General features: G+C 72.8%; 22 protein-coding genes and 1 pseudogene. 12 read left to right on the top strand and 11 right to left on the bottom strand.

What is annotated here, in order from left to right:
* The first annotated feature begins 311 nt into the window (after positions 1-311).
* From ACWCWD_RS35665 to ACWCWD_RS35655, 3 genes are all read left to right on the top strand, one after another.
* Complete coding sequence (locus ACWCWD_RS35665; protein WP_450779593.1) at positions 312-1,121, top strand: class I SAM-dependent methyltransferase; 810 nt, start codon at positions 312-314, stop codon at positions 1,119-1,121.
* 292 nt (positions 1,122-1,413) lie between these two features.
* A complete protein-coding gene (locus tag ACWCWD_RS35660) occupies positions 1,414-2,472 on the top strand; it encodes an NlpC/P60 family protein (RefSeq protein WP_450779592.1) in 1,059 nt (352 codons plus the stop codon).
* 414 nt (positions 2,473-2,886) lie between these two features.
* On the top strand, positions 2,887-4,281 hold the full coding sequence (locus ACWCWD_RS35655; RefSeq protein ID WP_450779590.1) for a PP2C family protein-serine/threonine phosphatase: 1,395 nt from the start codon (positions 2,887-2,889) through the stop codon (positions 4,279-4,281).
* Here ACWCWD_RS35655 and ACWCWD_RS35650 read toward each other — a convergent pair.
* The 3 genes from ACWCWD_RS35650 to ACWCWD_RS35640 form a co-directional block, all read right to left on the bottom strand.
* The gene (locus ACWCWD_RS35650; RefSeq protein ID WP_450779588.1) at positions 4,263-4,598 is read right to left on the bottom strand and encodes a DUF2516 family protein; all 336 of its coding nucleotides are present in this window, start codon (positions 4,596-4,598) and stop codon (positions 4,263-4,265) included. The two genes, ACWCWD_RS35655 and ACWCWD_RS35650, sit on opposite strands and share 19 nt — an antisense overlap.
* A gap of 244 nt (positions 4,599-4,842) precedes the next feature.
* Entirely contained in the window at positions 4,843-5,517 is a 675-nt protein-coding gene (locus tag ACWCWD_RS35645) for a hypothetical protein (RefSeq protein WP_450779586.1), read from the bottom strand.
* A gap of 18 nt (positions 5,518-5,535) precedes the next feature.
* Entirely contained in the window at positions 5,536-6,030 is a 495-nt protein-coding gene (locus ACWCWD_RS35640) for a helix-turn-helix domain-containing protein (protein WP_450779584.1), read from the bottom strand.
* 375 nt (positions 6,031-6,405) lie between these two features.
* Here ACWCWD_RS35640 and ACWCWD_RS35635 point away from each other — a divergent pair, with 375 nt between their 5' ends.
* The gene (locus ACWCWD_RS35635; RefSeq protein ID WP_450779582.1) at positions 6,406-6,876 is read left to right on the top strand and encodes a DIP1984 family protein; all 471 of its coding nucleotides are present in this window, start codon (positions 6,406-6,408) and stop codon (positions 6,874-6,876) included.
* A gap of 368 nt (positions 6,877-7,244) precedes the next feature.
* Here the strand turns inward: ACWCWD_RS35635 and ACWCWD_RS35630 are convergent, their stop codons facing one another.
* Positions 7,245-8,063, bottom strand: a complete 819-nt coding sequence (locus ACWCWD_RS35630) for a phosphotransferase (protein WP_450779580.1) — start codon at positions 8,061-8,063, stop codon at positions 7,245-7,247.
* A 153-nt stretch (positions 8,064-8,216) separates the two neighbouring features.
* Between ACWCWD_RS35630 and ACWCWD_RS35625 the strand changes: the two genes are divergently transcribed.
* From ACWCWD_RS35625 to ACWCWD_RS35615, 3 genes and pseudogenes are all read left to right on the top strand, one after another.
* A complete protein-coding gene (locus ACWCWD_RS35625; protein WP_450779578.1) occupies positions 8,217-8,795 on the top strand; it encodes an O-methyltransferase in 579 nt (192 codons plus the stop codon).
* A gap of 64 nt (positions 8,796-8,859) precedes the next feature.
* Positions 8,860-9,126: pseudogene (locus ACWCWD_RS35620) on the top strand (PP2C family protein-serine/threonine phosphatase); the annotation flags it as partial.
* 133 nt (positions 9,127-9,259) lie between these two features.
* The gene (locus tag ACWCWD_RS35615; protein WP_450779576.1) at positions 9,260-10,300 is read left to right on the top strand and encodes a hypothetical protein; all 1,041 of its coding nucleotides are present in this window, start codon (positions 9,260-9,262) and stop codon (positions 10,298-10,300) included.
* 119 nt (positions 10,301-10,419) lie between these two features.
* Here the strand turns inward: ACWCWD_RS35615 and rox are convergent, their stop codons facing one another.
* The 3 genes from rox to ACWCWD_RS35600 all read right to left on the bottom strand — a co-directional run bounded on the left by rox (position 10,420) and on the right by ACWCWD_RS35600 (position 13,187).
* Positions 10,420-11,853, bottom strand: a complete 1,434-nt coding sequence (gene rox / locus ACWCWD_RS35610; protein ID WP_450779575.1) for a rifampin monooxygenase — start codon at positions 11,851-11,853, stop codon at positions 10,420-10,422.
* 252 nt (positions 11,854-12,105) lie between these two features.
* Positions 12,106-12,648 (bottom strand): hypothetical protein, encoded by a 543-nt coding sequence (locus ACWCWD_RS35605; RefSeq protein ID WP_450779573.1) that lies wholly within the window; start codon positions 12,646-12,648, stop codon positions 12,106-12,108.
* Positions 12,649-12,692: 44 nt separating this feature from the next.
* On the bottom strand, positions 12,693-13,187 hold the full coding sequence (locus ACWCWD_RS35600; RefSeq protein WP_450779571.1) for a MarR family winged helix-turn-helix transcriptional regulator: 495 nt from the start codon (positions 13,185-13,187) through the stop codon (positions 12,693-12,695).
* A 213-nt stretch (positions 13,188-13,400) separates the two neighbouring features.
* On the opposite strand from ACWCWD_RS35600, the gene ACWCWD_RS35595 reads away from it, so the two are divergent.
* Both ACWCWD_RS35595 and ACWCWD_RS35590 read left to right on the top strand, forming a co-directional pair.
* Complete coding sequence (locus tag ACWCWD_RS35595; protein ID WP_450779569.1) at positions 13,401-14,936, top strand: MFS transporter; 1,536 nt, start codon at positions 13,401-13,403, stop codon at positions 14,934-14,936.
* Positions 14,937-15,150: 214 nt separating this feature from the next.
* Positions 15,151-16,332, top strand: a complete 1,182-nt coding sequence (locus ACWCWD_RS35590; RefSeq protein ID WP_450779567.1) for an acyltransferase family protein — start codon at positions 15,151-15,153, stop codon at positions 16,330-16,332.
* A 13-nt stretch (positions 16,333-16,345) separates the two neighbouring features.
* Here the strand turns inward: ACWCWD_RS35590 and ACWCWD_RS35585 are convergent, their stop codons facing one another.
* Positions 16,346-17,599, bottom strand: a complete 1,254-nt coding sequence (locus ACWCWD_RS35585; protein WP_450779565.1) for a GNAT family N-acetyltransferase — start codon at positions 17,597-17,599, stop codon at positions 16,346-16,348.
* A gap of 123 nt (positions 17,600-17,722) precedes the next feature.
* Between ACWCWD_RS35585 and ACWCWD_RS35580 the strand changes: the two genes are divergently transcribed.
* Both ACWCWD_RS35580 and ACWCWD_RS35575 read left to right on the top strand, forming a co-directional pair.
* Positions 17,723-18,229, top strand: coding sequence for a TetR/AcrR family transcriptional regulator (locus ACWCWD_RS35580; RefSeq protein ID WP_450779563.1), 507 nt, complete (start codon positions 17,723-17,725; stop codon positions 18,227-18,229).
* 1 nt (position 18,230) lies between these two features.
* The gene (locus tag ACWCWD_RS35575; protein ID WP_450779561.1) at positions 18,231-18,596 is read left to right on the top strand and encodes a hypothetical protein; all 366 of its coding nucleotides are present in this window, start codon (positions 18,231-18,233) and stop codon (positions 18,594-18,596) included.
* Positions 18,597-18,762: 166 nt separating this feature from the next.
* Here the strand turns inward: ACWCWD_RS35575 and ACWCWD_RS35570 are convergent, their stop codons facing one another.
* Positions 18,763-19,752 carry an asparaginase gene (locus tag ACWCWD_RS35570; protein ID WP_450779559.1) on the bottom strand — a complete coding sequence of 330 codons (990 nt, stop codon included), beginning with the start codon at positions 19,750-19,752 and terminating at the stop codon, positions 18,763-18,765.
* Between the two features lie 42 nt (positions 19,753-19,794).
* The gene (locus ACWCWD_RS35565; protein ID WP_450779557.1) at positions 19,795-20,517 is read right to left on the bottom strand and encodes an RsiG family protein; all 723 of its coding nucleotides are present in this window, start codon (positions 20,515-20,517) and stop codon (positions 19,795-19,797) included.
* Between the two features lie 115 nt (positions 20,518-20,632).
* On the opposite strand from ACWCWD_RS35565, the gene dtd reads away from it, so the two are divergent.
* Entirely contained in the window at positions 20,633-21,082 is a 450-nt protein-coding gene (gene dtd, locus ACWCWD_RS35560) for a D-aminoacyl-tRNA deacylase (protein WP_266706062.1), read from the top strand.
* A 22-nt stretch (positions 21,083-21,104) separates the two neighbouring features.
* Here the strand turns inward: dtd and ygfZ are convergent, their stop codons facing one another.
* Positions 21,105-22,070 carry a CAF17-like 4Fe-4S cluster assembly/insertion protein YgfZ gene (gene ygfZ, locus ACWCWD_RS35555; protein WP_450779555.1) on the bottom strand — a complete coding sequence of 322 codons (966 nt, stop codon included), beginning with the start codon at positions 22,068-22,070 and terminating at the stop codon, positions 21,105-21,107.
* Positions 22,071-22,254: the final 184 nt, after the last annotated feature.

The raw sequence follows: 22,254 nt of genomic DNA, 5'->3' as shown, positions 1-22,254 counted from the left end.
CCAAATCATTGCCATGCCGTGTCAACCTCCGTCGTTCTCCGCCCGGTGGATGTCGGTCTCCGTCCCTCACGAGCCGTTCTCCGCCCCGCCCACGGGGTACGGGCCGGCGCGCGCCGGCCGCGCGGGCTCCCCTGCCGCGTACCCGCGATCGCGCGCGGGCGCGCATGTTCCGCACACACGCCCGCGCACTTCTCGTATACGTGCGCCCCGTACGGCCCGGGGCGCGGGACCGAAGTGGCGGCCCCCGGCGGACGGCACTCCCGCGACACGCCCACGACACGCCCAGGTCCCCGCCGCGTACGCTCGACCGCATGCACCAGCGCCCCATCGGCACCGTGACCCGCGGGACCACCAACCCGAACCGGCTCCGCCGCATGGACCGCTGGATCGCCGCCACCCACGGCCCCGCCCTCCGGCGCGCGGACTCCCCCGTCGCGGTGGACCTCGGCTACGGGGCGGCCCCCTGGACCGCCGTCGAGCTCCTGGACCGGCTGCGTACCGCCGCCCCGCACACCCGTGTGGTCGGCGTCGAGATCGACCCGGAGCGGGTCGCGGCGGCCCAGCCGTACGCGCGCGAGGGGCTCACCTTCCGGCACGGCGGCTTCGAGGTGCCGCTGACCGAGCCGCCCGCCCTGATCAGGGCGGCGAACGTGCTGCGCCAGTACGACGAGGACCAGGTCGCCGCCGTCTGGGAGCGGCTCCGCGCCCGGCTCGCCCCGGACGGGCTGCTGGTGGAGGGCACCTGCGACGAGATCGGGCGCCGGCACGTGTGGGTGGCGCTGGGGCCCGAGGGCCCGCGCACGGTGACCTTCGCCGCGCGGCTCGGTTCCCTGGACCGCCCCTCCGACCTGGCCGAACGCCTCCCCAAGGCGCTGATCCACCGGAACGTGCCCGGCGAGCCGGTGCACGCCTTCCTCCGCGACTTCGACCGGGCCTGGGCGACCGCGGCCCCGTACGCCTCCCTCGGCGCACGCCAGCGCTGGATCGCCGCCGCCCGCTCGCTCGCGGCCGACTGGCCGCTCCGCGACGACGCACGCCGCTGGCGCCAGGGCGAACTCACCGTGGCCTGGGAGGCCCTGCGCCCGGGCTGCGGCACCGGGCACGGCCGGGACCGGGGCTGAGAGCGGCGGGCGTACCGCCCGGCGCGCGCACCGGCAGACGCTCCGGCGAACAGTCCGGCGCGCTCCGGAGATGTGCGCGGGGCGTACGGCAGGGGGCGGGCCCGGGACCGAGAGGGAAAGGGGGAGGAAAGGCACGCCGTGTTGCGTACGTGTGACGCGTCCTTCCCCCGGTCCCCCTGTTGCTTTTCGGGACGGCATGGCACGATCGCGACGTTGCCGAAAAGTTACTGACAGTAAGTCACATGAGCGCTATCGGGCCTTTGCTCCAAGGTGCCGGAGGGGGAGTACGTCCGTGAAGCGACGTCACTGTGCCGCAGCCGCCATCACCGTGGTCTGCGCACTCGCCGTGCTTTCCGCACCGGCCCAGGCATGGGCCGCACCCGAGCCGCCCCCCTCGGTCCAGCAGGTCCCCGCCACGAAGTCCCTCGCCGAGGTGCGCGAGGAGATCGATCAGCTCTACGAGAAGGCCGGGGCCGCGACCGACGCGTACAACCTGGCCGAGGAGCAGGTGAAGAAGCAGACCGCCGAGCTGGGCGACCTCGGCCGCGCCATCGACGAGGGCCGCTCGAAGATCGCCCGGCTGAAGGACCGGATCGGCGCCCAGGCCCGGGAGCAGTACCGCAACGCCGGCCTGCCGCCGGGCACGCAGCTCGCCCTCAGCACCGACCCCCGGCTCTTCCTGTACGGCCTCAACCAGATACGCCAGAGCCAGCAGGCCTCCGACGCCGCGCTGTCCGAACTGACGCGGGCCCAGGCGGACCTGGAGCTGTACACCGACGACGCGCAGGACAACTGGGACAAGCTGGAGGCAGGCCGCCTCAAGCAGGCCCGGGCGAAGAAGGAGATCAACGCCCGGATCGACGAGGCGAAGAAGCTCGAAGCGCAGCTGGAGGAGAAGGAACGCGCCCGCCTCCTCGAACTGGAGAAGCAGGCGCAGGCCGCCGCCCAGTCCTCCTGGCTCAGCTCCGGCGCCCTGAAGGACATCAACCGCGAGGCGAGCCCGGGCGGCAAGGCCGCCGTGAAGTTCGCGCTCGCCCAGATCGGCAAGCCGTACGTCTGGGGGGCCGAGGGCCCCGGCTCGTACGACTGCTCCGGCCTGACCTCCCAGGCATGGGCGGCGGCGAAGCGGCCGATCCCCCGCACCTCGCAGGAGCAGTGGAAGCAGCTCACGCACATCGCGATCGGGGACATGCGCCCGGGCGACCTGATCATCTACCACAGCGACGCCACCCACGTCGGGATGTACGTCGGCGACGGCATGGTGGTGCACGCCCCGCGCCCCGGCCGGAACGTCACGCTGACCGGGGCCGGCTCGATGGAGATCCTCGGCGTGGTGCGCCCGGACGCGTAGGGCCTGCGCCTGGGGGACGTGCCGCCGCGGACCGGGTTGTCCACACGCTGTGGAGCGCGCGCCGGTGCGGTACCAGCACGGGCGCGCGCCGGTCCAGCAGCCGTGGACGAGCGCCGGAGTGCGTACGACCGCCGCGCGCCGGGCGTGCGATCCGGCCCGTGCGCGGGCGTGTGACCCACTCCCCACACGCGTACGCGCCCGCGTGATGTTTGTCATGGCGTCCGGGCCCACGGCGGAGGGGTGCACCGCGCCGGATCCGTGCCAGGACGCGGCTTATGACTGCGCATATGACTCCGGCGTGTCCCCGGGCGCCATTCCGCTCCTGGCCCGCCGAACGCTATGGTCCCGATCTGGCAGGTCGTCGACCGTCGTCCCGCCCGCGCCCTCGGGGGGAGGGAAGGAACCCGGAAACCGATGCCCGCACCCGTACCTCCGCAGCGTGCCGTGCCCGCTGCGGAGACCACCGCTGGAGCCGACCTCACCCTGTTGGTGATCCAGGACGACCCCACGGGCACCTTCTCCCTCCCGGATCTCCCCGCGGCGGCGGGTACCCGGGTCCGGGTCCGTACCGCCCGCAACCTCACCGAGGCCGGGCGGCTCCTCACCGACGACGTCGACTGCATCCTGCTCGACCTCTCACTGCCCGGCGGCTCCGGCGCACGCGCCACGGCGGACGACGGGGGCGGCTCCGGGCGCACCGATGAGCTCGCCGCGCTCCTGCACGTCCTGCGGATCGCGCCCCAGCACGCCGTGCTCGCGCTCACCGCCGAGGACGACGCGGAACTGGCGGCGGAGGCGGTACGTGTCGGCGCCCAGGACTACCTCTTCCGCGACGAGCTCGACGCCCGGCTGCTGAGCCGCGCCATCCGGTACGCCGTCCAGCGCAAGCGGGCGGACATCACCCAGCACCAGCTGACCGAGTCCCGGCTGCGCGCCCAGGAGAACGCCCGGCTGGAACGCGGCCTGCTGCCCACCCCGCTGCTGAACGGCTCCAACCTCGGCTTCGCCGCGCGCTACCGCCCCGGCCGCAGCCGCGCGCTGCTGGGCGGCGACTTCTACGACACCGTCCGTACGCCGGACGGCACCGTCCACGCGATGATCGGCGACGTCTGCGGCCACGGCCCCGACGAGGCGGCCCTCGGCGTGGAGCTGCGCATAGCGTGGCGGGCCCTCACGCTGGCCGGGCTCTGCGGGGACGAGCTGCTCTCCACGCTCCAGCAGGTCCTGGAGCACGAGCGGCAGAGCGAGGAGATCTTCGCGACGCTCTGCACCGTCGACATCGCCCCGGACGGCCGCCGTGCCGGCCTCTGCCTCGCCGGGCACCCGGCGCCGCTGATCTCCCGGGCGGGGCGCGCCGCCCGTCTGCTGCCCTTCGAGGACGGCGGTCCGGCGCTCGGCCTGCTGCCGCGCGCCCGGTGGCCCCGGCGCCAGGTCGAGCTGGGCGGCGCCTGGCACCTGATGATGTACACGGACGGGCTCATCGAGGGCCGTATCGGCGAGGGCAACCAGCGCCTCGGCCAGGACGGCATGGTCGCCATGGTCGACGAACAGCTCGGCCGGGGCCTGCGCGGCGAGGAGCTGCTGGACGCCGCCGTCTCCCGGGTGCGGGAGCTGAACGGCGGCGAGCTCACCGACGACGTGGCCGTCCTGCTCCTCTCCCGCGACCGCGACAAGGACCGCGACCGGAGCAGGGACCGCGAGCGGGACCGGACACGCAAACGGGGCAGGCTCGCCGTGCGAACCCACCCCGTGCCGTCGGCCGTCGCGACCGCCGTACCGGTCGTACCGGCTCAGCGCCCGCCGTTGTAGGGGCCGTACGGGCCGTCGCTGCTGGACCCGCCGCGACGGTTCCCGCCTCCGGTCACCGCCTTGAGCGCGGGCCGTACGTCCACCAGGAACACGATGGACGCGACCGTCCCGGCCAGGATCAGGAACAGCATCGGGACGAAGAGGTTCACGGCCACCGCGACGGCCAGGATGATCACCCAGAACTTCTTCGTCTTCTTGTCGGCCGCCCGGTAGGCGTCCTCGCGCGAGATGGACGCGAAGACCAGCGCCAGCACGGCCAGAACGAGCATGAGCAGGTACAGCAGCTGGATGAACGTGCCGAATCCGCTGAGCAACATGGTGTGCACCGCCTAGTCGTGGGTGAGCCCCTTACGGCCCCTGTGGCAACCGTACCGAAACGGCGAACGGGCCAGGGGTCACGATGCCCGCTCCACGCCGGAACACGCCCGCACCGCCCGTGCCGTCGGGCCGCACCGCCCGTGCCGTCCGGTCCGCCGACCGGCTGCCGGTCAACGGGCGACCGGCTCCGGGGCGGGCCGCACGTTCGCGTCGGCCCGCCCCGGCCCGCACGGGCCCGCTCCGCTACTTCGCGGGCGGGGTGGACTTCTTCGCCGCGGCCTTGCGGGGCGCGGGCGGCTGCTTCGCCGGAGCGGCCTTCGCCTCGGCGGGCTTGGCGGCGGGAGCGGGCTTGGCGGCCGGGGCGGGCTTGGCAGCGGCCGGCTTCGCGGCGGCCGGGGCCGGCTTGGCCGCCGCCGGCTTCGGCCCGGTGGGCTTGGGCGCGGCCTTGGGCTCGGCGGCCCTGGGGTCCGCCTCCACCACGGCGGCGATCTCGACGATCTCGTCGGCCGCGTCCCCGCGCCACGCCTTCACGCTCTGCTCGCCGCGCTCGGCGACCTTCTCGTACGCCTCCCGGGCCCGCACCGCGTACTCGGCGGCCACGCCCAGGCCGCGCAGCGCGAGGTCCTGCGCCGTCTCGCCGAGCTTGCGCAGGTCGGTGTCGAACGAGCCGATCACCTCGGTGACCTTCGCCTGGACACTGGCCTGCGCCTCGCGGGCCTGCGTGGAGACCTTCTCCTGCACGGCCTTCGGGTCGGTGCTGCGTACCGCCTCGAACCGCTCGGGCGCCTCGGCCCGCAGCTGCTCGATCAGTCCCGGCACCTTGCGCGCCTGCTCCACGGCGAGCTCGGCCGTACCGGCGGCGAAGTAGAGGGGGGTGGGGTCGGTGAGGGTCTTGCGCAGGTCATCGGTGATGGCCATGACTGTGGTCCTCCCGGATCAGAGTTCGTTGTGAGGGTCTGCGGCATCGCTGCCGCCGGACGTACGTGGTGCGCGGGCGCTCTCGGCGGAGCCGTCGGACGTACCTGCGTCGCCGAGTCCTCCGCCGTCTGCCGTATCGGTATCAGCAGTAGCGTCCGGATCGGGGACGTAGCCGTTCTCGCGGCGGAACGAGTCGTAGATCTGCAGCAGCACGTTCTTCTGCCGCTCGTTGATCGACGGGTCGGCCACGATGACCGCCCGCGTCTCCAGCTCGCCCCGCTCCCGCTCGTCCAGGATCCCGGCGCGTACGTACAGCGTCTCGGCCGAGATCCGCAGTGCCTTGGCGACCTGCTGGAGCACCTCCGCACTGGGCTTGCGCAGGCCGCGTTCGATCTGGCTGAGATACGGATTGGACACCCCGGCGGCATCCGCGAGCTGCCGCAGCGAGAGCTGCGCGCTGCGCCGCTGCTCGCGGAGGTACTCGCCCAGGTTGCCGACGTTGAGTGATGCCATGGTTCGATGATGCGACGACGGTGCTAACAATTGCAAGCGGTTGCTTGCAAAAGTGTGGTGCGTGTCGCGTGACGGCGAGTGCGGCTGAGCGCGGTTGTCCGTTCTCAGCAGATGTGGCGAGTCCCAGCGCTTCTGGCGAACGACTTGGCGGAGTCCTGACGAAACCGGCCAGCCCGTTGTCTCGCCTCGCTGAAACCGGCGGATTCCCACTCATTCTCGTTCGCACTGTCGGGTTCTCTTTGCGTAGCGCTCTGAGCGGCTGTCCGCTCTCGTTCCAGTGGCTGGCCAGAGCCCCTGTGGATCAAAATCCAAGCGCGTATGAGCTGGTTTGCACTCGTATACTCGTGCGAGCTCATGGAGGGGGAGGCGGAGACAGTGAAGCTTGCTGAGGCACTGGCAGAACGGGCGGAAGCGACGCGCCGTGTAGAACAGTTGCGAGCGCGCGTCGTCAGCAGTGCGCGGTACCAGGAGGGGGAGACGCCCGCCGAGGATGCCGCCCAGTTGCTGGCTGAGGCCGGTGAGGTGCTGAGTGCTCTGGAAACGTTGATCCGGCGGATCAACCGGACCAATGCCACCGTGGAGATGGGTTCGGACGGCACGCTCACCGATGCCCTCGCACGCCGGGATGTCCTGCGGTTGCGTCACTCCGTGGTCACCGCGGCGGCGGACGCGGCGGCAGGTAGCGGCGAGCGGGGATACGGCCGACAGCTTCGGTCCGAGCTGATGATGCTTTCCGCGCTTCCGGTAGCGGAACTGCGCGGTCAGGCGGATGTTCTCGCGCGGGAGATCCGCGAGGTAGATACGCGGATCCAGCGTACGAACTGGGAGGCGGATCTGCTGGACTGAGTAGTCCAGCAGGCGGGGACGATGTGGAGCAGGTAGCAGCTTCGGAGGCGTGCACACACCGAGGGCCGGCGGTTTTCCAGCCCACTCCTGGCGCGTGAAGAGCAACGCGGGGGTTCAACTCCCCATCAACAGTGCAGCTCAGCACGGCGTACAGGTAAAGGTGCACATCACACAGCACATCACCACGTGCAGATCCGAAGCGGTGAGGGCGGGTTCGGGGCTTTCCACATCGCAACACCATGGACAACGGCGATCCGAGCGCAACGGGGGCGCGCGACCCATTCCCGTCCCGCTCGACTCGGACCACCCAGGGTCACCGCCTCGCGATGGCCCACGTCCACGGGGACGGGACAGCCGGGCCGGGCCGGTCAGTCCAGCAGGGCGGCCGTGAACACCTCGCGGCGCTCCGCCAGCCAGGTCCGCATCCGGTCCCAGCGTTCCCATCCGCCGCGTTCGGCCAGCGCCCGGAGGTAGGCCGGGTCGCCGTCGGCCACGCGGCGGGCGACGAAGGACCGGCAGACCTCGGTGGCCTGCTCGACGACGCCGGGCAGCTCGACGCGGTCCTGCGGCGAAAGGCCGTAACCGTCGGCAAGGATCCGCAGCCGCGCGGGCGCCTCCAGCCCGGGGGGATACAGGGCGGCCGCGGAGGAGGGATCGACGAGAGGCACCCAGTAGCGGGCGGTCATGGCGACGTCCCAGAGGGGACGGCCCGGGGCTGCCAGGTCGAAATCGATCAGAGCGGCGGCACGGCCGTCACGGAAGACGACGTTCTCGGGGCACACGTCGTTGTGGCACAGCGTCGTTCCTCCCTCGGGGTCGGCCAGGTCCCGCCGCCACTCGGCACGGGTGTCGGGCTCGACGCCCGCGCCGGCCTCGTGCAGGCGCCGCAGCAGACTTCCCACCGACGCCAGGGCGGTCCCCGTCATGGCCCACTCCGCGAACGGCGGCAGAGGCACGTCCCCGGGGACGAAGGTCAGCTGTTCCCGGCCGTCCCCGGTGAGACCGACCGGGGTCGGCGCCGCGTCAAAGCCGTGCTCCTTGAGCGCGAGGAGGTAGGCGTGCAGGGCACGCGCGTTGCGCGGCGCGGGGCGTTCCACCAGCGCGCCACGGCGAATGACCGATCCCGCGTTCATCATGCCGCCGGCCAACGCCTCGCCCCCGGCAGCCGTCCCGCCCTCAGCCGTCATGACGACGACGCTACCGCCGCACGGCCCCGCGCGGCCCGAACCCCGGGACTCCGGTGCGCACGGATGCCCGCGGGGCGGCACACGCCGGCCGGAACCGTCCGCCCCGCCGAAAGAGCCTTGCCCGGCCGTACGTGCCCCTCGCATCATCTCCGGATGGATGACGAGCCGACCCGACTCCCGCCCGCACTGCCCGCGTTGCGCGCCAAGGCACGCGACGCCGGTTTCACCATGTCCAGCGAGGACCGCACCGGAAGCCTCCTGGCCGCCCTCGCCGCCGCGCGTCCGGGCGGCAGCATCCTCGAACTCGGCACCGGAATCGGCGAAGGCACCGCCTGGCTCCTCAGCGGCATGGACCGCGCCGCCTCCCTGATCACCGTCGAGCTCGACCCCGCCCTCCAGGCCGTCGGCCACGAACTGCTGGGCGCCGACCCGCGGGTGACCTTCGTGACCGGGGACGGCGGCACCTGGCTGGACGGGTACGGGGGCGCGCCCTTCGACCTCGTCTTCGCGGACACCTGGCCGGGCAAGTTCACCCACCTCGAACGGGCCCTGGACCTCGTGGCGCCCGGCGGGATCTACCTCATCGACGACCTCCTCCCCCGGCGGGACTGGCCCGGCGAGCACACCGCCGCCGTCCACCGTCTGGTGGCCGAGCTGGAGGCGCGCGAGGACTTCCGGTGCGTCCGCCTGGCGTGGTCGAGCGGGCTGCTGATGGCGGTACGTACGAGCTGACGGTGACGGGCCGACGGCGCGGGAGCGGGAGCGGGAGCGAGGACGGATGGCCCTCCCCCTGGATCCGCAACAAACTGTGCTGTTGCGCGCGTTGGGCCAGGGGAACAACGCGCCCGACACGCGGCTGCACGACACCCGGCGAGGAGACAGGTACCTGCTCTGCTCCGACGGCCTCTCGGCCGTGGCCTCGGCCGAGGCGATCCACCGGGTGCTCTCCGGGACCCGCGAGCCCGAGCAGGCGGTCAGCGAACTCGTCGCTCTCGCCAACGCCTCCGGCGGTCCCGACAACGTCAGTTGCGTGGTCGCCGATGTCGGGGAACTCGGCCGGTAGAAGTCGGCCGGCAGCCGGGCCGGGCCGCGCCGGGCCACGCCTCGCCGGACCGGGCCGCGCCGGTGCGCGTACGGTACGGGGACCGCGGTCCCGAGGCGCAAGGCCGGGACACCATCCGACAGGGAGTCGCCCCATGAAGGCCGGGCAGGCGCGTTCCGCCGCGATCGACTGGGTCAACCGGCACGCCGTAACTCAACCGGGCTACCGGGGCGCCTACTTCAGCGGCTCCACCGTGGGAATGGCGGACGGGACCGAGCTGCCGGGCACCTCCGACGTCGACGTCCACATCGCCACCACCGCCGACAGCCATTCCGTCCCCGCCGGCAAACTCCGCCACCGGGGAGCCCTGTTGGAGATCAGTTACGTCTCCTGGGCCGAACTGGACTCCGCCGAAGCGGTGCTCGGCTCCTACCACCTGGCCGGCTGCTTCCGCACCGACACTCTCATCGACGACCCCACCGGCCGGCTGCGCACGCTCCGCGCGGAGGTCGCGCCGCTCTACGCCACCGCGCCCTGGGTACGCCGCCGGTGCGAGGACGCCCGCCGCCGGGTGGAGACCCGGCTCGCCGCGATCGACGTATCGGCGCCGTTCCACGAGCAGGTGCTGGGGTGGCTGTTCCCCACCGGCGTGACCTGCCACGTGCTGCTCGTCGCCGCGCTGCGCAACCCCACCATCCGGCTGCGCTACCCGGCCGCGCGCGCGGTTCTCGCCGACTACGGGCACCTCGGCGTCTACCCCGAACTCCTCGGGCTCCTCGGCTGCGCCGACCTGCCCGCCGAGCGCGTCCAGCACCATCTGGACGCGCTCGCCCGGACCTTCGACGCCACCGCGCGGGTGGCCAGGACCCCGTACTTCTTCAGCAGCGACCTCACGCCCGGGGCCCGGCCGATCGCCATCGACGGGAGCCAGGCCCTCGTCGACGCGGGCGACCACCGCGAGGCGGTGTTCTGGATCGTCGCGACCTTCGCCCGCTGCCACACCGTCCTGGCCGCCGACGCGCCCCACCTGGCCGACGCCCGCCTCCCGGCGTTCCGGGCGGCTGTCGCCGACCTGCTCGGCATCGAATCCGGCGACGACCTCGTCCGGCGGGCCGCCGGGACCGTCCGGTACCTGCCCCGCCTCTGGCGCACCGCCGAGGCCGTCATGGCCGCCAACCCGGAGATCACCGGCTGAGGCTCGCGCAACGCCGGCCAGGACCCCGCCCTCCCGTCGGAGCCCGTCCGCACACGGGGCCGGCCGACCGTCTCCGGGCCGCGAAGCCACGGCGACCGCACGACACCGCGCCACCGCCCTCACCCGGTGGCAGCGGCCGTCCCGAACCACCGGTCCAGCCGCTCGTCCAGTTCCCGCTGATCGTCGCCGACCCAGACCACGTGGCCGTCCGGGCGCACCAGTACGGCGGGAACGTCGAGTTCGTCGCTGCCGTCGACGACGTGGTCGACGCGGTCCGCCCAGCCGTCGGCGGAGAGCCGGCCGGTCCGGTCGAGCAGCAGACCGCGCCCGGCGTGCATCAGGCCGTACAGGCGGCCCTGCTTCAGGCCCACGTCACGGAGCCGCTTGCCGAGAAGGGCGTGGCCTTCGCCGACGTCGTAGCGGACTCCGATCGCGGTGATCTTCTCGATCAGGCGGTGGTTGACCTCTTCGAAGTCCATCAGCTCCGAGAGCAGCTTGCGCACCGCCACGGGTCCGGGGTCGGTGGACAACAGGACCATCTGCGCGCGGGTGTTGTCGAGCACCTCGGCGGCCACCGGGTGCCGCTCGGAGTGGTAGGTGTCCAACAGCCCCTCCGGGGCCCAGCCGTTGACCTCGGCGGCGAGTTTCCACCCGAGGTTGAACGCGTCCTGGACGCCGAGGTTGAGCCCCTGCCCGCCTGTCGGCGGGTGGATGTGCGCCGCGTCGCCGGCCAGCAGCACCCGGCCGGTCCGGTACCGCTCGGCCAGGCGGGTCGCGTCGCCGAAGCGGGAGAGCCAACGCGCCGAGTGCGCACCGAAATCGGTGCCCGCGTAGTGCCGGAGCCGCTCCTTGAACTCCTCCAGGGTGGGCCCGGACGCCCGGTCCTCGGCCACGCCCTCGGCGGGCACGATGACGCGGAACGCCCCGTCGCCCAGCGGCATCAGTCCGAACCGGAGCTGGGTCTTGCGGACTTCGGCGACAACTCGGCCCACCTCCTCCACGGAGGACGTCAACTCCAGCTCACCCAGCAGGGTTTCGACCCGGGCGGGCTCGCCGGGGAAGCCGACCCCGAGGAGCTTGCGGACGGCGCTGCGGCCACCGTCGCAGCCGACGAGCCAACGCGAGCGCAGCCGGGTGCCGTCGGCGAGTTCGGCGGTCACCCCCTGGTCGTCCTGGCTCAGCCCGACCAGCTCGTGGCCGCGCCGGATCACGGCGCCCAGCTCGGCGGCGTGCTCGGCCAGCAGGCGTTCCGTGGTGGCCTGCGGAATGGCGAGTACGTACGAATGTGCGGTGTCCAGGTGCTCGGGCCAGACCTTGCCGAGCCCGGCGAAGAACCCGCCGGACCTGACCTGCTTGCCGAGCCGGAGGAACCGCTCCAGCAGTCCGCGCTGGTCCATCACCTCGACGCTGCGTGCGTGCAGGCCCTGCGCGCGGGACTGCGTGGTCGGTTCCGTCTCCTTCTCCAGCACCACCACCCCGACACCGTGCAGCCGCAACTCGGCGGCCAGCATCAGGCCGGTCGGTCCGCCGCCGACCACGATCACGTCCGTCATGAACACCCCAGTGAGCGAGAAAGCGCGATGCCGGTCTCCCGGCCGGGCCACCGGCGTCCGGGCGTGCGGGCACGCATGCCTGCGGGCACGCGGAGAGCCCGTCCGGGAGCGGTGGAAGTGGTGATTGTGCGGGACACCGGGGGCCTTGCCGCAAGCCCCCCGGTGCGCTATATCTTGAGAGTGGCAGGGAGATCCTCATCTTCCTGCCTTCGCTGTTTCCACAGGCGGGAAGCCATTTCCGGCAGCACGGGCTCAGTCGCGGGTGGCGTCGCCGAGCGCCCGTACCCACTCCGCCAGCGCCGTGAAGTCCGCGTCCGTCAGACCGAATCGGGGATCGACGCGGTGGAGGAGCCGGCAGCCCCGGCAGTGGTCCGCCACCCAGCGCAGGTCGATGCCGGTGATCTCGTCGTCCACCCAGATGAAGGGGCGCCCGGCCGCCAGCTCCACGAGCGTGCGGGTCTTCCAGTGGAGGCCGCCCCGCTCGTCCGCGCCGTCCACGTCCTCCGGCCAGTCCACGACGGGCAGCCGGGGCAGCCCGAGCCAGGGCGACAGGACGAGGTTCGCGTCGTCCATCCAGGTCGTCGCCCACACCAACTCGCAGCCCAGCGCGAGGAGTCGGGGCCCGTGCGCGGGGTTGATCCGGGCCAGCAGCGGGTTGTCGAGGTCCTCCGGCCGTCCGGAGCCGGAGCGGTACACCGGGTACCCGCCGGGGAGCTCGCGCGCCGTCGCCCCGAAGGGGATGAGAGGGCCGTCGACGTCGAGGAAGAGCAGGGGGCGGGGCTCCGGACCGTTCACGCCCGCACGATAACCGCCCAAACACGCAAAGGCCGCGAAAGGCCCTAAGCCGCCTGGCGGGCGCGCCGTGCGGGGCGGGGGCTCTCGACCGGTTCGGCCAGGTGGCCCTGGGCCAGCTGTTCCAGGGCCCGCACGAAGAGCGCCCGATCGTTTTCGGCCAGGTCGCCCAGCGCCTCGGCGTGCACCCGGTCGACGATCCGCCGGCTCCGGGCGGCGAGCTCGGCACCCTTCTCCGTCACGGAGATGATCCGCGCCCGCCGGTCATGAAGCGAGGGCCGCCGCTCCGCGAGTCCGGCGCTCTCCAGGGCGTCGACGGTCACCACCATCGTGGTCTTGTCCATGTCGCCGATCTCCGCGAGCTGCGCCTGGGTCCGCTCCTCCTCCAGGGCGTGCTCCAGGACGCAGTGCATCCGGGGGGTGAGACCCACCTCGTCGAGGGCCGCCGCCATCCGGGTGCGCAGGACGTGGCTGGTGTGGTTGAGGAGGTACGAGAGGTCGAAGCCGGCCGGGCCGGTGGGGGCGGGCAGCGAGGAGGTCATGCTCTCCAGGCTAGCAATTCGATCCGTGACGGATGGTTCAGAAGCGGACGTTCCCCTCGCTCCCGGCGCACGGAGGCGTCCACGGGAGCTCCCGATATAGATAGTCCGCAACAAAACCTTCTGCTACGGTCAGTCCAGTCGGGGCAGCCACCGCGGTGCGTCCGACCCTCCGCACATGCCGAGCCGGCCACTGCCCACCGCAGGAGCACGCCCATGCCCACCGCAGCCCGCCCCGCAAACGCCTCTTCGAGCACCCCCGCACCCGCCTCCACGAGCACCTCCGCGACCGCGCCCCCCTCCCCGCCGCCCTTCTCCCCCCGGCAGAAGTGGCTCGCGCTCGGCGTGATCGCCTCCGGCCTGCTGATGATCATTCTCGACGGCTCGATCGTCACCGTGGCGATGCCCGTGATCCAGCGCGACCTGGGCTTCACCCCCGCAGGCCTCAGCTGGGTCGTCAACGCCTACCTGATCGCGTTCGGCAGCCTGCTGCTGCTCGCCGGACGGCTCGGGGACCTCATCGGGCGGAAGCGGATGTTCGTCACCGGCACCGCCGTCTTCACCGCCGCGTCCCTCCTCGCGGGCGTGGCGGTCTCGCCCGGGGTACTCATCGCCGCGCGGGCCCTCCAGGGGGTCGGCAGCGCGATGGCCTCGGCGGTCGGGCTCGGCATCCTGGTCACCCTCTTCGCCGAGCCGCGCGAACGGGCCCGCGCCATCGCGGTGTTCTCGTTCACCTCGGCGGTCGGCGCCTCGCTCGGCCAGGTGCTCGGCGGGGTGCTCACCGACGCGCTCGACTGGCACTGGATCTTCTTCATCAACCTGCCGATCGGCCTCGCCTCCCTCGTCCTCGCCGTCCGGGTCCTGCCCGGCGACCGGGGCCCCGGGCTCGCCTCCGGCGCGGACGTGACCGGCGCCCTGCTCGTCACCGCCGCCCTGGTGGTGGGCATCTACTCCGTCGTCCAGGCCGAGCGGTACGGCTGGCTGTCCGGGCACACCCTGGGCCTGGGCGCCCTCGCGCTCGCGCTGCTCGCCGGCTTCGTCGTACGCCAGGCCACCTCGCGCACCCCGCTGATCCCGCCCCGCCTGCTGCGCTCGCGCACCACGGTCGGCGGCAACGTGGTGCAAGTCCTCATCATGGGCGCGATGTTCACCTTCCAGATCCTCATCGCCCTCTACCTCCAGAAGGTGCTCGGCTACGAGGCGCTGGGGACCGGCCTCGCGCTGCTGCCGGCCGCCCTGGTCATCGGAGGGGTGTCGCTGCTGGTCTCGACGCGGCTCAACGCCCGGTTCGGCGAGCGTGCGGTGCTGCTCGCCGGGATCGCCCTGCTGACCGTCCTGATGGCGCTGCTCAGCCGCCTGCCCGACCACGCCGACTACGCCACGGACCTGCTGCCGGTGATGCTGCTGGCGAGCGGTTTCGGCCTGGCGCTCCCGGCCCTCACCACCCTGGGGATGTCCGGGGCCGCCGAGGAGGACGCGGGGCTCGCCTCCGGGCTCTTCAACACCACCCAGCAGGTCGGCATGGCCATCGGCGTGGCCGTCCTCAGCACCCTGGCGGCGGGACGCACCGAAGGACTGCTCGCCGCCGGACAGGGCACGGCCCACGCGCTGACGGACGGATACCGGCTCGCCTTCACGGTCGGCGCGGGCCTGCTCGCCGCCGCCTTCGTCGCCACCCTCTTCCTGCTTCCCGGCCGGGTGACGACCACGGTCGAGGACTCGGCCACCACCCCCGCCGCCGACGCCACGTGAACATCCGGCCAACACTGCGGAACGGCCGGGCGGGCGGCGAGGGAAACATGTCACCCCCAGCGAATTTGTTCCCATCTGTTCGATGAGCCGGTCGTAGCCTGGCCCGACCGGTGGCCGCTCCGCCCCGGAGTTCCCTGATGAGGATGGTCAGATACGCATGCGCGGCGCGGACGGCGGTTTGTCGATACCCCTACGGCAGCGGGTCACGGGCGGGTTGCAGGAACCCCTCCCCCCGCTCGCCGGGATCGAGGCGGTGTCGGCCACGGGTACCGGGCTCCCCCAGCAGGCCGCCGGGGCGGCGGGCGCCAAGCACGCGGCCACCCCCGCCCGGACCGGGCGCCGCCTCTACGCCATCGACGGCATCCGGCTGGCCGCCGCGCTGATGGTGGCCGTCCACCACTACGCCGGTACGGCCAGGGCGGACCGGCCGGGGAACCTCATCTGGGGCCGCCCGGCGTCCGAGCTGATGCCGACGGTGTTCCGGTTCGCCTCGTACGGCTGGATCGGCGTCGAGATCTTCTTCGTGATCAGCGGGTTCGTCATCTGCATGTCCTGCTGGGGCAGGACCCCCAAGGACTTCTTCGTCTCGCGGGTGATCCGGCTCTACCCGGCGTACTGGATCGGCATCGTCCTCACCACCGGGTTCCTGGCCGCGGTGCCGGGGGTCTGGGACCGGCTGAAGCTGCGCGAGGTGCTGATCAACTTCACGATGCTGCAGTCCGGTTCGGGGGTCCCGAACGTCGACGGCGTCTACTGGACCCTCTGGTCGGAGCTCCGGTTCTACCTGCTCTTCCTGATCGTCGTCGCCTCCGGGCTGACGTACCGCAAGGTCGTGGTGTTCTGCTGCGTGTGGGGTGCCGTCGCCATGCTGGCGCCGGTCTCCCACTTCCCGCTGCTCGTCCTCGTCGCACAGCCCGAGGGCGCCTGGTACTTCATCGCCGGGCTCGCGCTCTACCTGATGCACCGGTTCGGCCAGGACCTGCTGCTCTGGGGCATCCTCGGCATGGCGTGGATGATGGGCCAGCTGGAGCTGGGGCACCGCATCGACATGGTCGAGCACGTCTCCAGCTGGCGCGGCAGCGTGGTCATCTTCACCGCGTTCGTCCTGCTCATGGTGGGCGTCTCCCTCGGCCTGACCGACCGCGTCCGCTGGAAGTGGCTGGTCACCGCCGGGACGATGACGTACCCGCTCTACCTGACGCACTACGCGATCGGCACCACGCTGATCAACCGGCTGCGGGACACCATGGACCCCCGGCTGCTGCTCCTCGCCGTCCTCGCGGGCTTCCTCGTCCTGGCTTACGTCATCCACCGCTTCGTGGAACGCCCGCTCGCGCGCCTGCTGAAGCAGGGGCTCAACTCCGCCTTCGTCCGGCTGCGCACCGCCCAGAGCTGACCCGGCGCCCGGTTCAGAACATGTCCGGGCACCACGGCCGGCGGGCCGTACGGAAGGCACCGTCGGCCAGCGTCGCCGCGCCCGGCCGGTTCTCCTCGATCCGGCCCAGGGCCAGCAGCCGCTCCACCGACTCGTCGCCGAGGAACACGGACGCCAAGTCCCGTACGTCCAGGGTCAGATCGGCACTCCGGGTGTCCGGTACGCACTCCGCGCCCTGCGGCGAGGCGTCCAGGCGGAAGACCCCGCCGGCGAGCCCGGCGGGGTCGCGGACGTCGAGGACGAGCGAGGCCTCCCGCCCGTACGTACGGGACGCGAGCAGGCGCGCGGTGTCGAGCACCCGCAGCCAGAGCCAGTCGGCGTGCGTGACCACCCGGGCCGCCCGGGGGTCGGGCAGCAGCAGCGGGAGCAGGTCGTCGGGGGCGCGGTAGCCGGTGCGGACCGTGGTGATCCAGTCGACCGAGCAGACGAACTCCCACAGGGCGCGCTCGGCGACCGGGCCCGCCGCGATCAGCTCGCTCACCGTCGCGGTGTTCCGGGGCTGCTTGCGGTCGCCCCAGTCGTCCGCGGTGCGGTACGTGGCCAGCCCCTGGGGCTCGCCGGAGGCGGAGCGGTACAGGGCGTGGAAGGGCTCGGTCCACTTGCCCGGGTCCGGCAGGCCGACCCCGGTGTGCCGGTCCCACCAGGCGGCCGGGCGGTCGACGGCGCCGTGCTGCCGGGCGGCCAGCAGGGCGTGGATCTCCGGGCCCAGCTTCCGTACCTCTTCACCCTCCACCAGCTCGATCCGGCCGCCGTCCAGCGCGGCGGCGCCCGGGCCGCGGGGGTCCAGGCCCGAACGGGTGACGTCCACCTCCCACTCGGTGAGCGAGGCGGCGGGGCCGAAGCCGAAGCGCCCGTAGATCGGGTACTCGGCCGCGATCAGGGTGGCGGCCAGGTCGCCGCGCTCCTTCGCCGCCGCGAGGTCCGTCACCATCATCCGGCTCAGCAGCCCCCGCCTGCGGTGCGTCGGCGCGACCGTCACCGCGCTGACCGCGTCCACCGCGACCCGGGCGCCGCCGGGCACCGTCAGCTCCTGGGCGAACGACCGGAAGGTCGCCACGCACCGCTCACCGTCGAACGCGCCCTGCACCCGGGAGAGGTCGAACTGCGCCAGCCTCGCCGCCGCCTCCTCTTCGAGACCGACCGTCGAGGTCTGCAGGAACCCCCGCCGGTTGGCCTTCAGCCAGGCGGGAAACTCGGTCGCGGTGATCACACGTATGTCCAGGCCCATGGGCTCACGCTAAGCGGCCGACCCGGCCGTGTCGCCCCCTTTTCTCCCACGGCCGGCCACGGCGCATCCGTAAAGGAACGCTCGTTCTTGACCGATCGTTCTTTTACTTCTACGCTCCGGGCCATGGGACGACCTCGCGCTTTCGACACCGACCTGGCGGTCAGTACGGCCGCCGCCCTCTTCGCCGCCCACGGCTTCGAGGGCACCTCGGTGGACGACCTGGTCACGGCCACCGGCATTCACCGGGGCAGCCTCTACAAGGTCTTCGGATCCAAGCGGAGCCTGCATCTGACCGTGCTGCGCAACCACCTCGACCACGAGATCCGCCCGGCCACCGCCGCGCTCGCCACCGTCACCGACCCGGCGCGGGCGCTGTCGACGGCGATCGCCTCGTTCGACAACGGCCCGGCGGCCGGGCTCCTGGTCCTCGCCGCCGCCGAACGCGCCCCGCACGACCCGGAAGTCGCCGCCCTCGTCGCGGAGGGCATCACCGCGCTGGAGGAAGCCCTGCGCCCCTCCCACGGCGAGAACGCTCCGCACACCGCCTCCACCGTTCTCGGCGCCCGGCTGCGTCTGCGCGCCCGGCCCGCCGTCCCCGGCGCACAGCCCGCCACCTCAAAGGAGCACTGACATGGCCCTGATCTCCATCGACCGTGAAGGCGGCCTGATGACCGTCGAAATCCAGGGCTTCGACAAGCTCTGGAGCCTCAAGAGCCGTCTGGAGATCCCTCTGGAGCACGTCCGGGGCGCCACCCACGACCCCGGCATCGCCCGCGAGGGGAAGGGCATCCGGGTCGGCGGCACCTACCTCCCCGGGGTCATCACCGCGGGCCGGTTCCTCCGCCACGGCGAACGCCTCTTCTGGGACGTGAAGAACCCGGAGAAGGCGGTCGTCATAGAACTCGCCGACGCGGAGACCTACGACCGCCTCGTGATCGAGGTGGAGAACCCCCGGGCCACCGTGGCCCTCATCGAGCAGTCCATCGACCGCGGCTGACACACGCCGCTCCGCTCACGACGCCGGACCGGGGCCACTCACGACGCCCGCCCGGCCGCTCACAACGCCCGCCCGGCCGCTCGCGACGTCTGCCCGGCCGCCCCGGAGACCGGGCAGGCGGATCGTTTCCGCAGCCCGGCCCACGGGACCCCGGCGCGCAGGGGCGTCAGAACGCCGCCCGCACCTCGCCGACCTCGGCCGCCCCGCCCATCAGCGGCGCCCGGCCGACCCGGGCGACGACCGGGGCGTCCACGCCGAGGAGTTCCAGGGCGCGGGCCAGCACCGGGCCGAGCGCCCGGGTGGAGCCGTCCTCGATCTTGAAGGCCAGCGCGCGGCCGTCCGGCAGCGCCAGCGCCTGCACGGCCTCGGCGCCCATCTTGGAGAGGGTTCCCGGCAGTTCGCGCATCAGCCAGGTGTCCGGCCGCCGGGTGCCCGCCACGTACTCCGGGTGGGCGCGCATCGCGTCCGCGACCCGCCGCTCCGCCGTACCGGGCTCCGCCAGGACGAAGGAGCGGAACGCCCGCGCCAGCCCGGTCAGCCCGATCGCCATCAGCGGCGCACCGCAGCCGTCCGTACCGACCGAGGCGACCGGTTCGCCCGCCGCCTCCTCGATCACCTGGTGCACCAGCCGCTGGAGCGGGTGCGCCGGGTCGAGGTAGCTCGCGGTGTCCCAGCCGTTGAGCGCGCAGACCGCGAGCATCGCCGCGTGCTTGCCCGAGCAGTTCATGGTGATCGGCTCCCGGACCCGCCCGGAGGCGAGGTACGCCTCCGCCTCGACCGGGTCCAGCGGCAGGTCGGGCGGGGTCTGCAGGTCGGCGGGGCTCAGCCCGTGCTCGGCCAGCATCGTCGCGACGAGCGCGAGGTGGAAGTCCTCCCCGGAGTGGCTCGCGGCGGCGAGCGCCAGCCGCTCGCCCGAGAGGTCGAGACCGGCCCGCAGGATGGCGGCGGCCTGCATCGGCTTGTTCGACGAGCGGGGGAAGACGGGTGCCGACGGATCGCCGAGCGCGTACTCCACGCTGCCGTCCGCCGCCAGCAGCACCAGCGAGCCCCGGTGTCGGCCCTCCAGGAACCCGGACCGCACGACCTCCGCGAGCACCGGACGGACGTCCGGCGTACCGGGGCCGGAGGAGGAGGCGAGGGCGTCGTTGCTGGTCATGAGGGCCTTCCGGGGGCTGGACCCGCTCCCGGAAGGATCACCTCAGGCGAGCAGATCGTCTACTTGTGCTTCTCCGTCACGGTACCTGCGGGCGATCTCCGCCCCGCATTCGTCCGCCGTCCGCTGGAGCTGGTGGCGGCGGCGCGAGACCTGCTTCTCGTACCCGACGAGCCTGCCCATCGCGGTGTGCAGCTCCTCGTCCGTACGGGCTTCGAGGTCGGAGAGCTCCACCTCGGCGAGCGTCTCCGCCGCCAGCCTGGCGTACTCGTCGCCGCGCGGGGTGCGGAGCGTGACGTGCCGGGCGGAGGTGCGGTGCCGCGACGGGGTGTCCGCGAGGATCTCCGGGAGCCGGTCCACCACCGGGGACTCCGGGTCCTGCCGGCGCGCCAGCTCCGCCCGCAGGATGTCGATGCGCCCCTGGACCAGCCGGCGTACGTAGCTGAGGTCGGCCTCGTCGCGCTGGGCGTCCCGGCGCAGCGTCCGCAGTGCGGGGAGCCGGAGCCCGCGGAACCCGGCCTGCGGGCGGATCGCCCCCAGCCCTTCGAGGCCCGGGTGCGCCGCGCCCTGCTCGGGCACGGAAGCGGCGGAACCGGCCGAGACAGCGGCACCGGCCGGGGCGGCGGACGGCATCCGCACCGGAGCGACCGCGGCCCCTGCCCCGGGCCCGCCCTCCGGTCCCGGTACGCTCCGCTGCACGGGCGGCCTCATGGTGGTGGGCGTCGTCGGTACGGCACCGGGAGATTGTCCCGTTCCATAGGTACTCATGATGTTCCGTCCCCTCGACCGGTGCGTCGGCACACCGACATCGTGCATCGTGCCACCCCGCCCGGGGCCGACGCAGGGGTTCTGTACCCGTTCAGCCCAAGATAGGTTGGTCTGTATGCGTGCAGTGGTACAGAGAGTGGATGGCGCCAGCGTCTCCGTGTCCGAGGGCACCGAGGCCGCTCCGGAGACCGGGGTCGTCGGCGAGATCATGGGCGAGGGCCTGTGCGTGCTGGTCGGAGTCACTCACGGGGACACCCCGGAGAAGGCCGCGCAGCTCGCCCGGAAGCTCTGGTCGGTGCGCATCCTGGAGGGCGAGAAGTCCTGTTCCGACGTGAACGCACCGCTTCTGGTCATTTCGCAGTTCACCCTCTACGGGGACGCCCGCAAGGGCCGCCGCCCCACCTGGAACGCCGCCGCGCCCGGTGAGGTCGCCGAGCCGCTGGTCGACGAGGTCGTGGCACAGCTGCGGGCGCTCGGGGCGCGGGTGGAGACGGGCCGCTTCGGGGCGGACATGCGCGTCACGCTCACCAACCACGGCCCGTTCACCGTCCTCATCGAGGTCTGACCGGCGATCCGCCGGACACCGCCTACGGCTCGACGATCGTCTCCTGCGCGGCGGCCGTGTCCCCGGCGAGCAGCTCCGCGTCGACCGCGACGTTCCGCTTGACCAGCGCGAGGGCGATCGGGCCGAGCTCGTGGTGCCGGGCCGAGGTGGTGATGAAGCCGAGCTGGCGGCCCTCCGCACCGTCCGAGGCGAGCCGGACCGGTGTGCCGTGTCCGGGCAGGTGCACCTCGCTGCCGTCCAGGTGGAGGAAGACGAGCCTGCGCGGCGGCTTCCCCAGGTTGTGGACGCGCGCAACGGTCTCCTGGCCCCGGTAGCAGCCCTTCTGGAGGTGGACCGCCGTGCCGATCCAGCCCAGCTCGTGCGGGATGGTCCGGTGGTCGGTCTCGAAGCCCAGGCGCGGGCGGTGCGCCTCCACGCGCAGCGCCTCGTACGCCAGGATGCCCGCGGCCGGGCCCGCCCCGGCGGTGTACGCCTCCAGGTCGGCGCGCGGCAGGAACACGTCGCGGCCGTGCGGCTCCTCGCGTACGGCGACGCCCTCGGGCACCTCCGTGATGGAACCGGCCGGGAGGTGCACGACGGCGAACTCCTCGGTGCGGTCGGCGACCTCCACCCGGTAGAAGAACTTCATCGACTCCAGGTACGCCACCAGCTCCGCGCGGGTCCCCGGCTCGACGTGCATCCACACCGTGGAGCCGTCGTCCACGAGGTAGAGGGCGTGCTCGATGTGGCCGTTGGCGGAGAGGATCAGCGCCTCGGTGGCCCGGTTCGGCGCGAGGTCGGTGACGTGCTGGGTGAGCAGCAGGTGGAGCCAGCTCAGCCGGTCGTCGCCGGTGACGGTGACGACGCCCCGGTGCGACAGGTCGACGAACCCGTCTCCGGCGGCGAGGGCGCGTTGCTCACGGAAAAGGTCGCCGTAGTGCGCGGCGACACCTTCGTCGCGGCCTTCGGCGGGAACGGCGCCGGGCAGGGACAGCAAGGGGCTCTTCATGCGACCAGCGTACGGCGCGCGCCCCCGGGCCGTGGGGCCGGGCGGCCACGGCCGCTCAGGGCTGCTAGGTCGTGTGTCGAAAGGGGCGTCGTCCGCCCGGAGGGCGGGTCCGGCGGCGTCCGGTGCGTGCGATCGCAAGGCGGAGGGTCGCCCCGATACTGGATGTATCGGGGTGATCCCGACA

Source organism: Streptomyces sp. NPDC001493 (assembly GCF_053597235.1).
The sequence above is the reverse complement of the archived record's forward strand: the minus strand, read 5'-3'. Positions and strand labels throughout refer to the sequence as shown.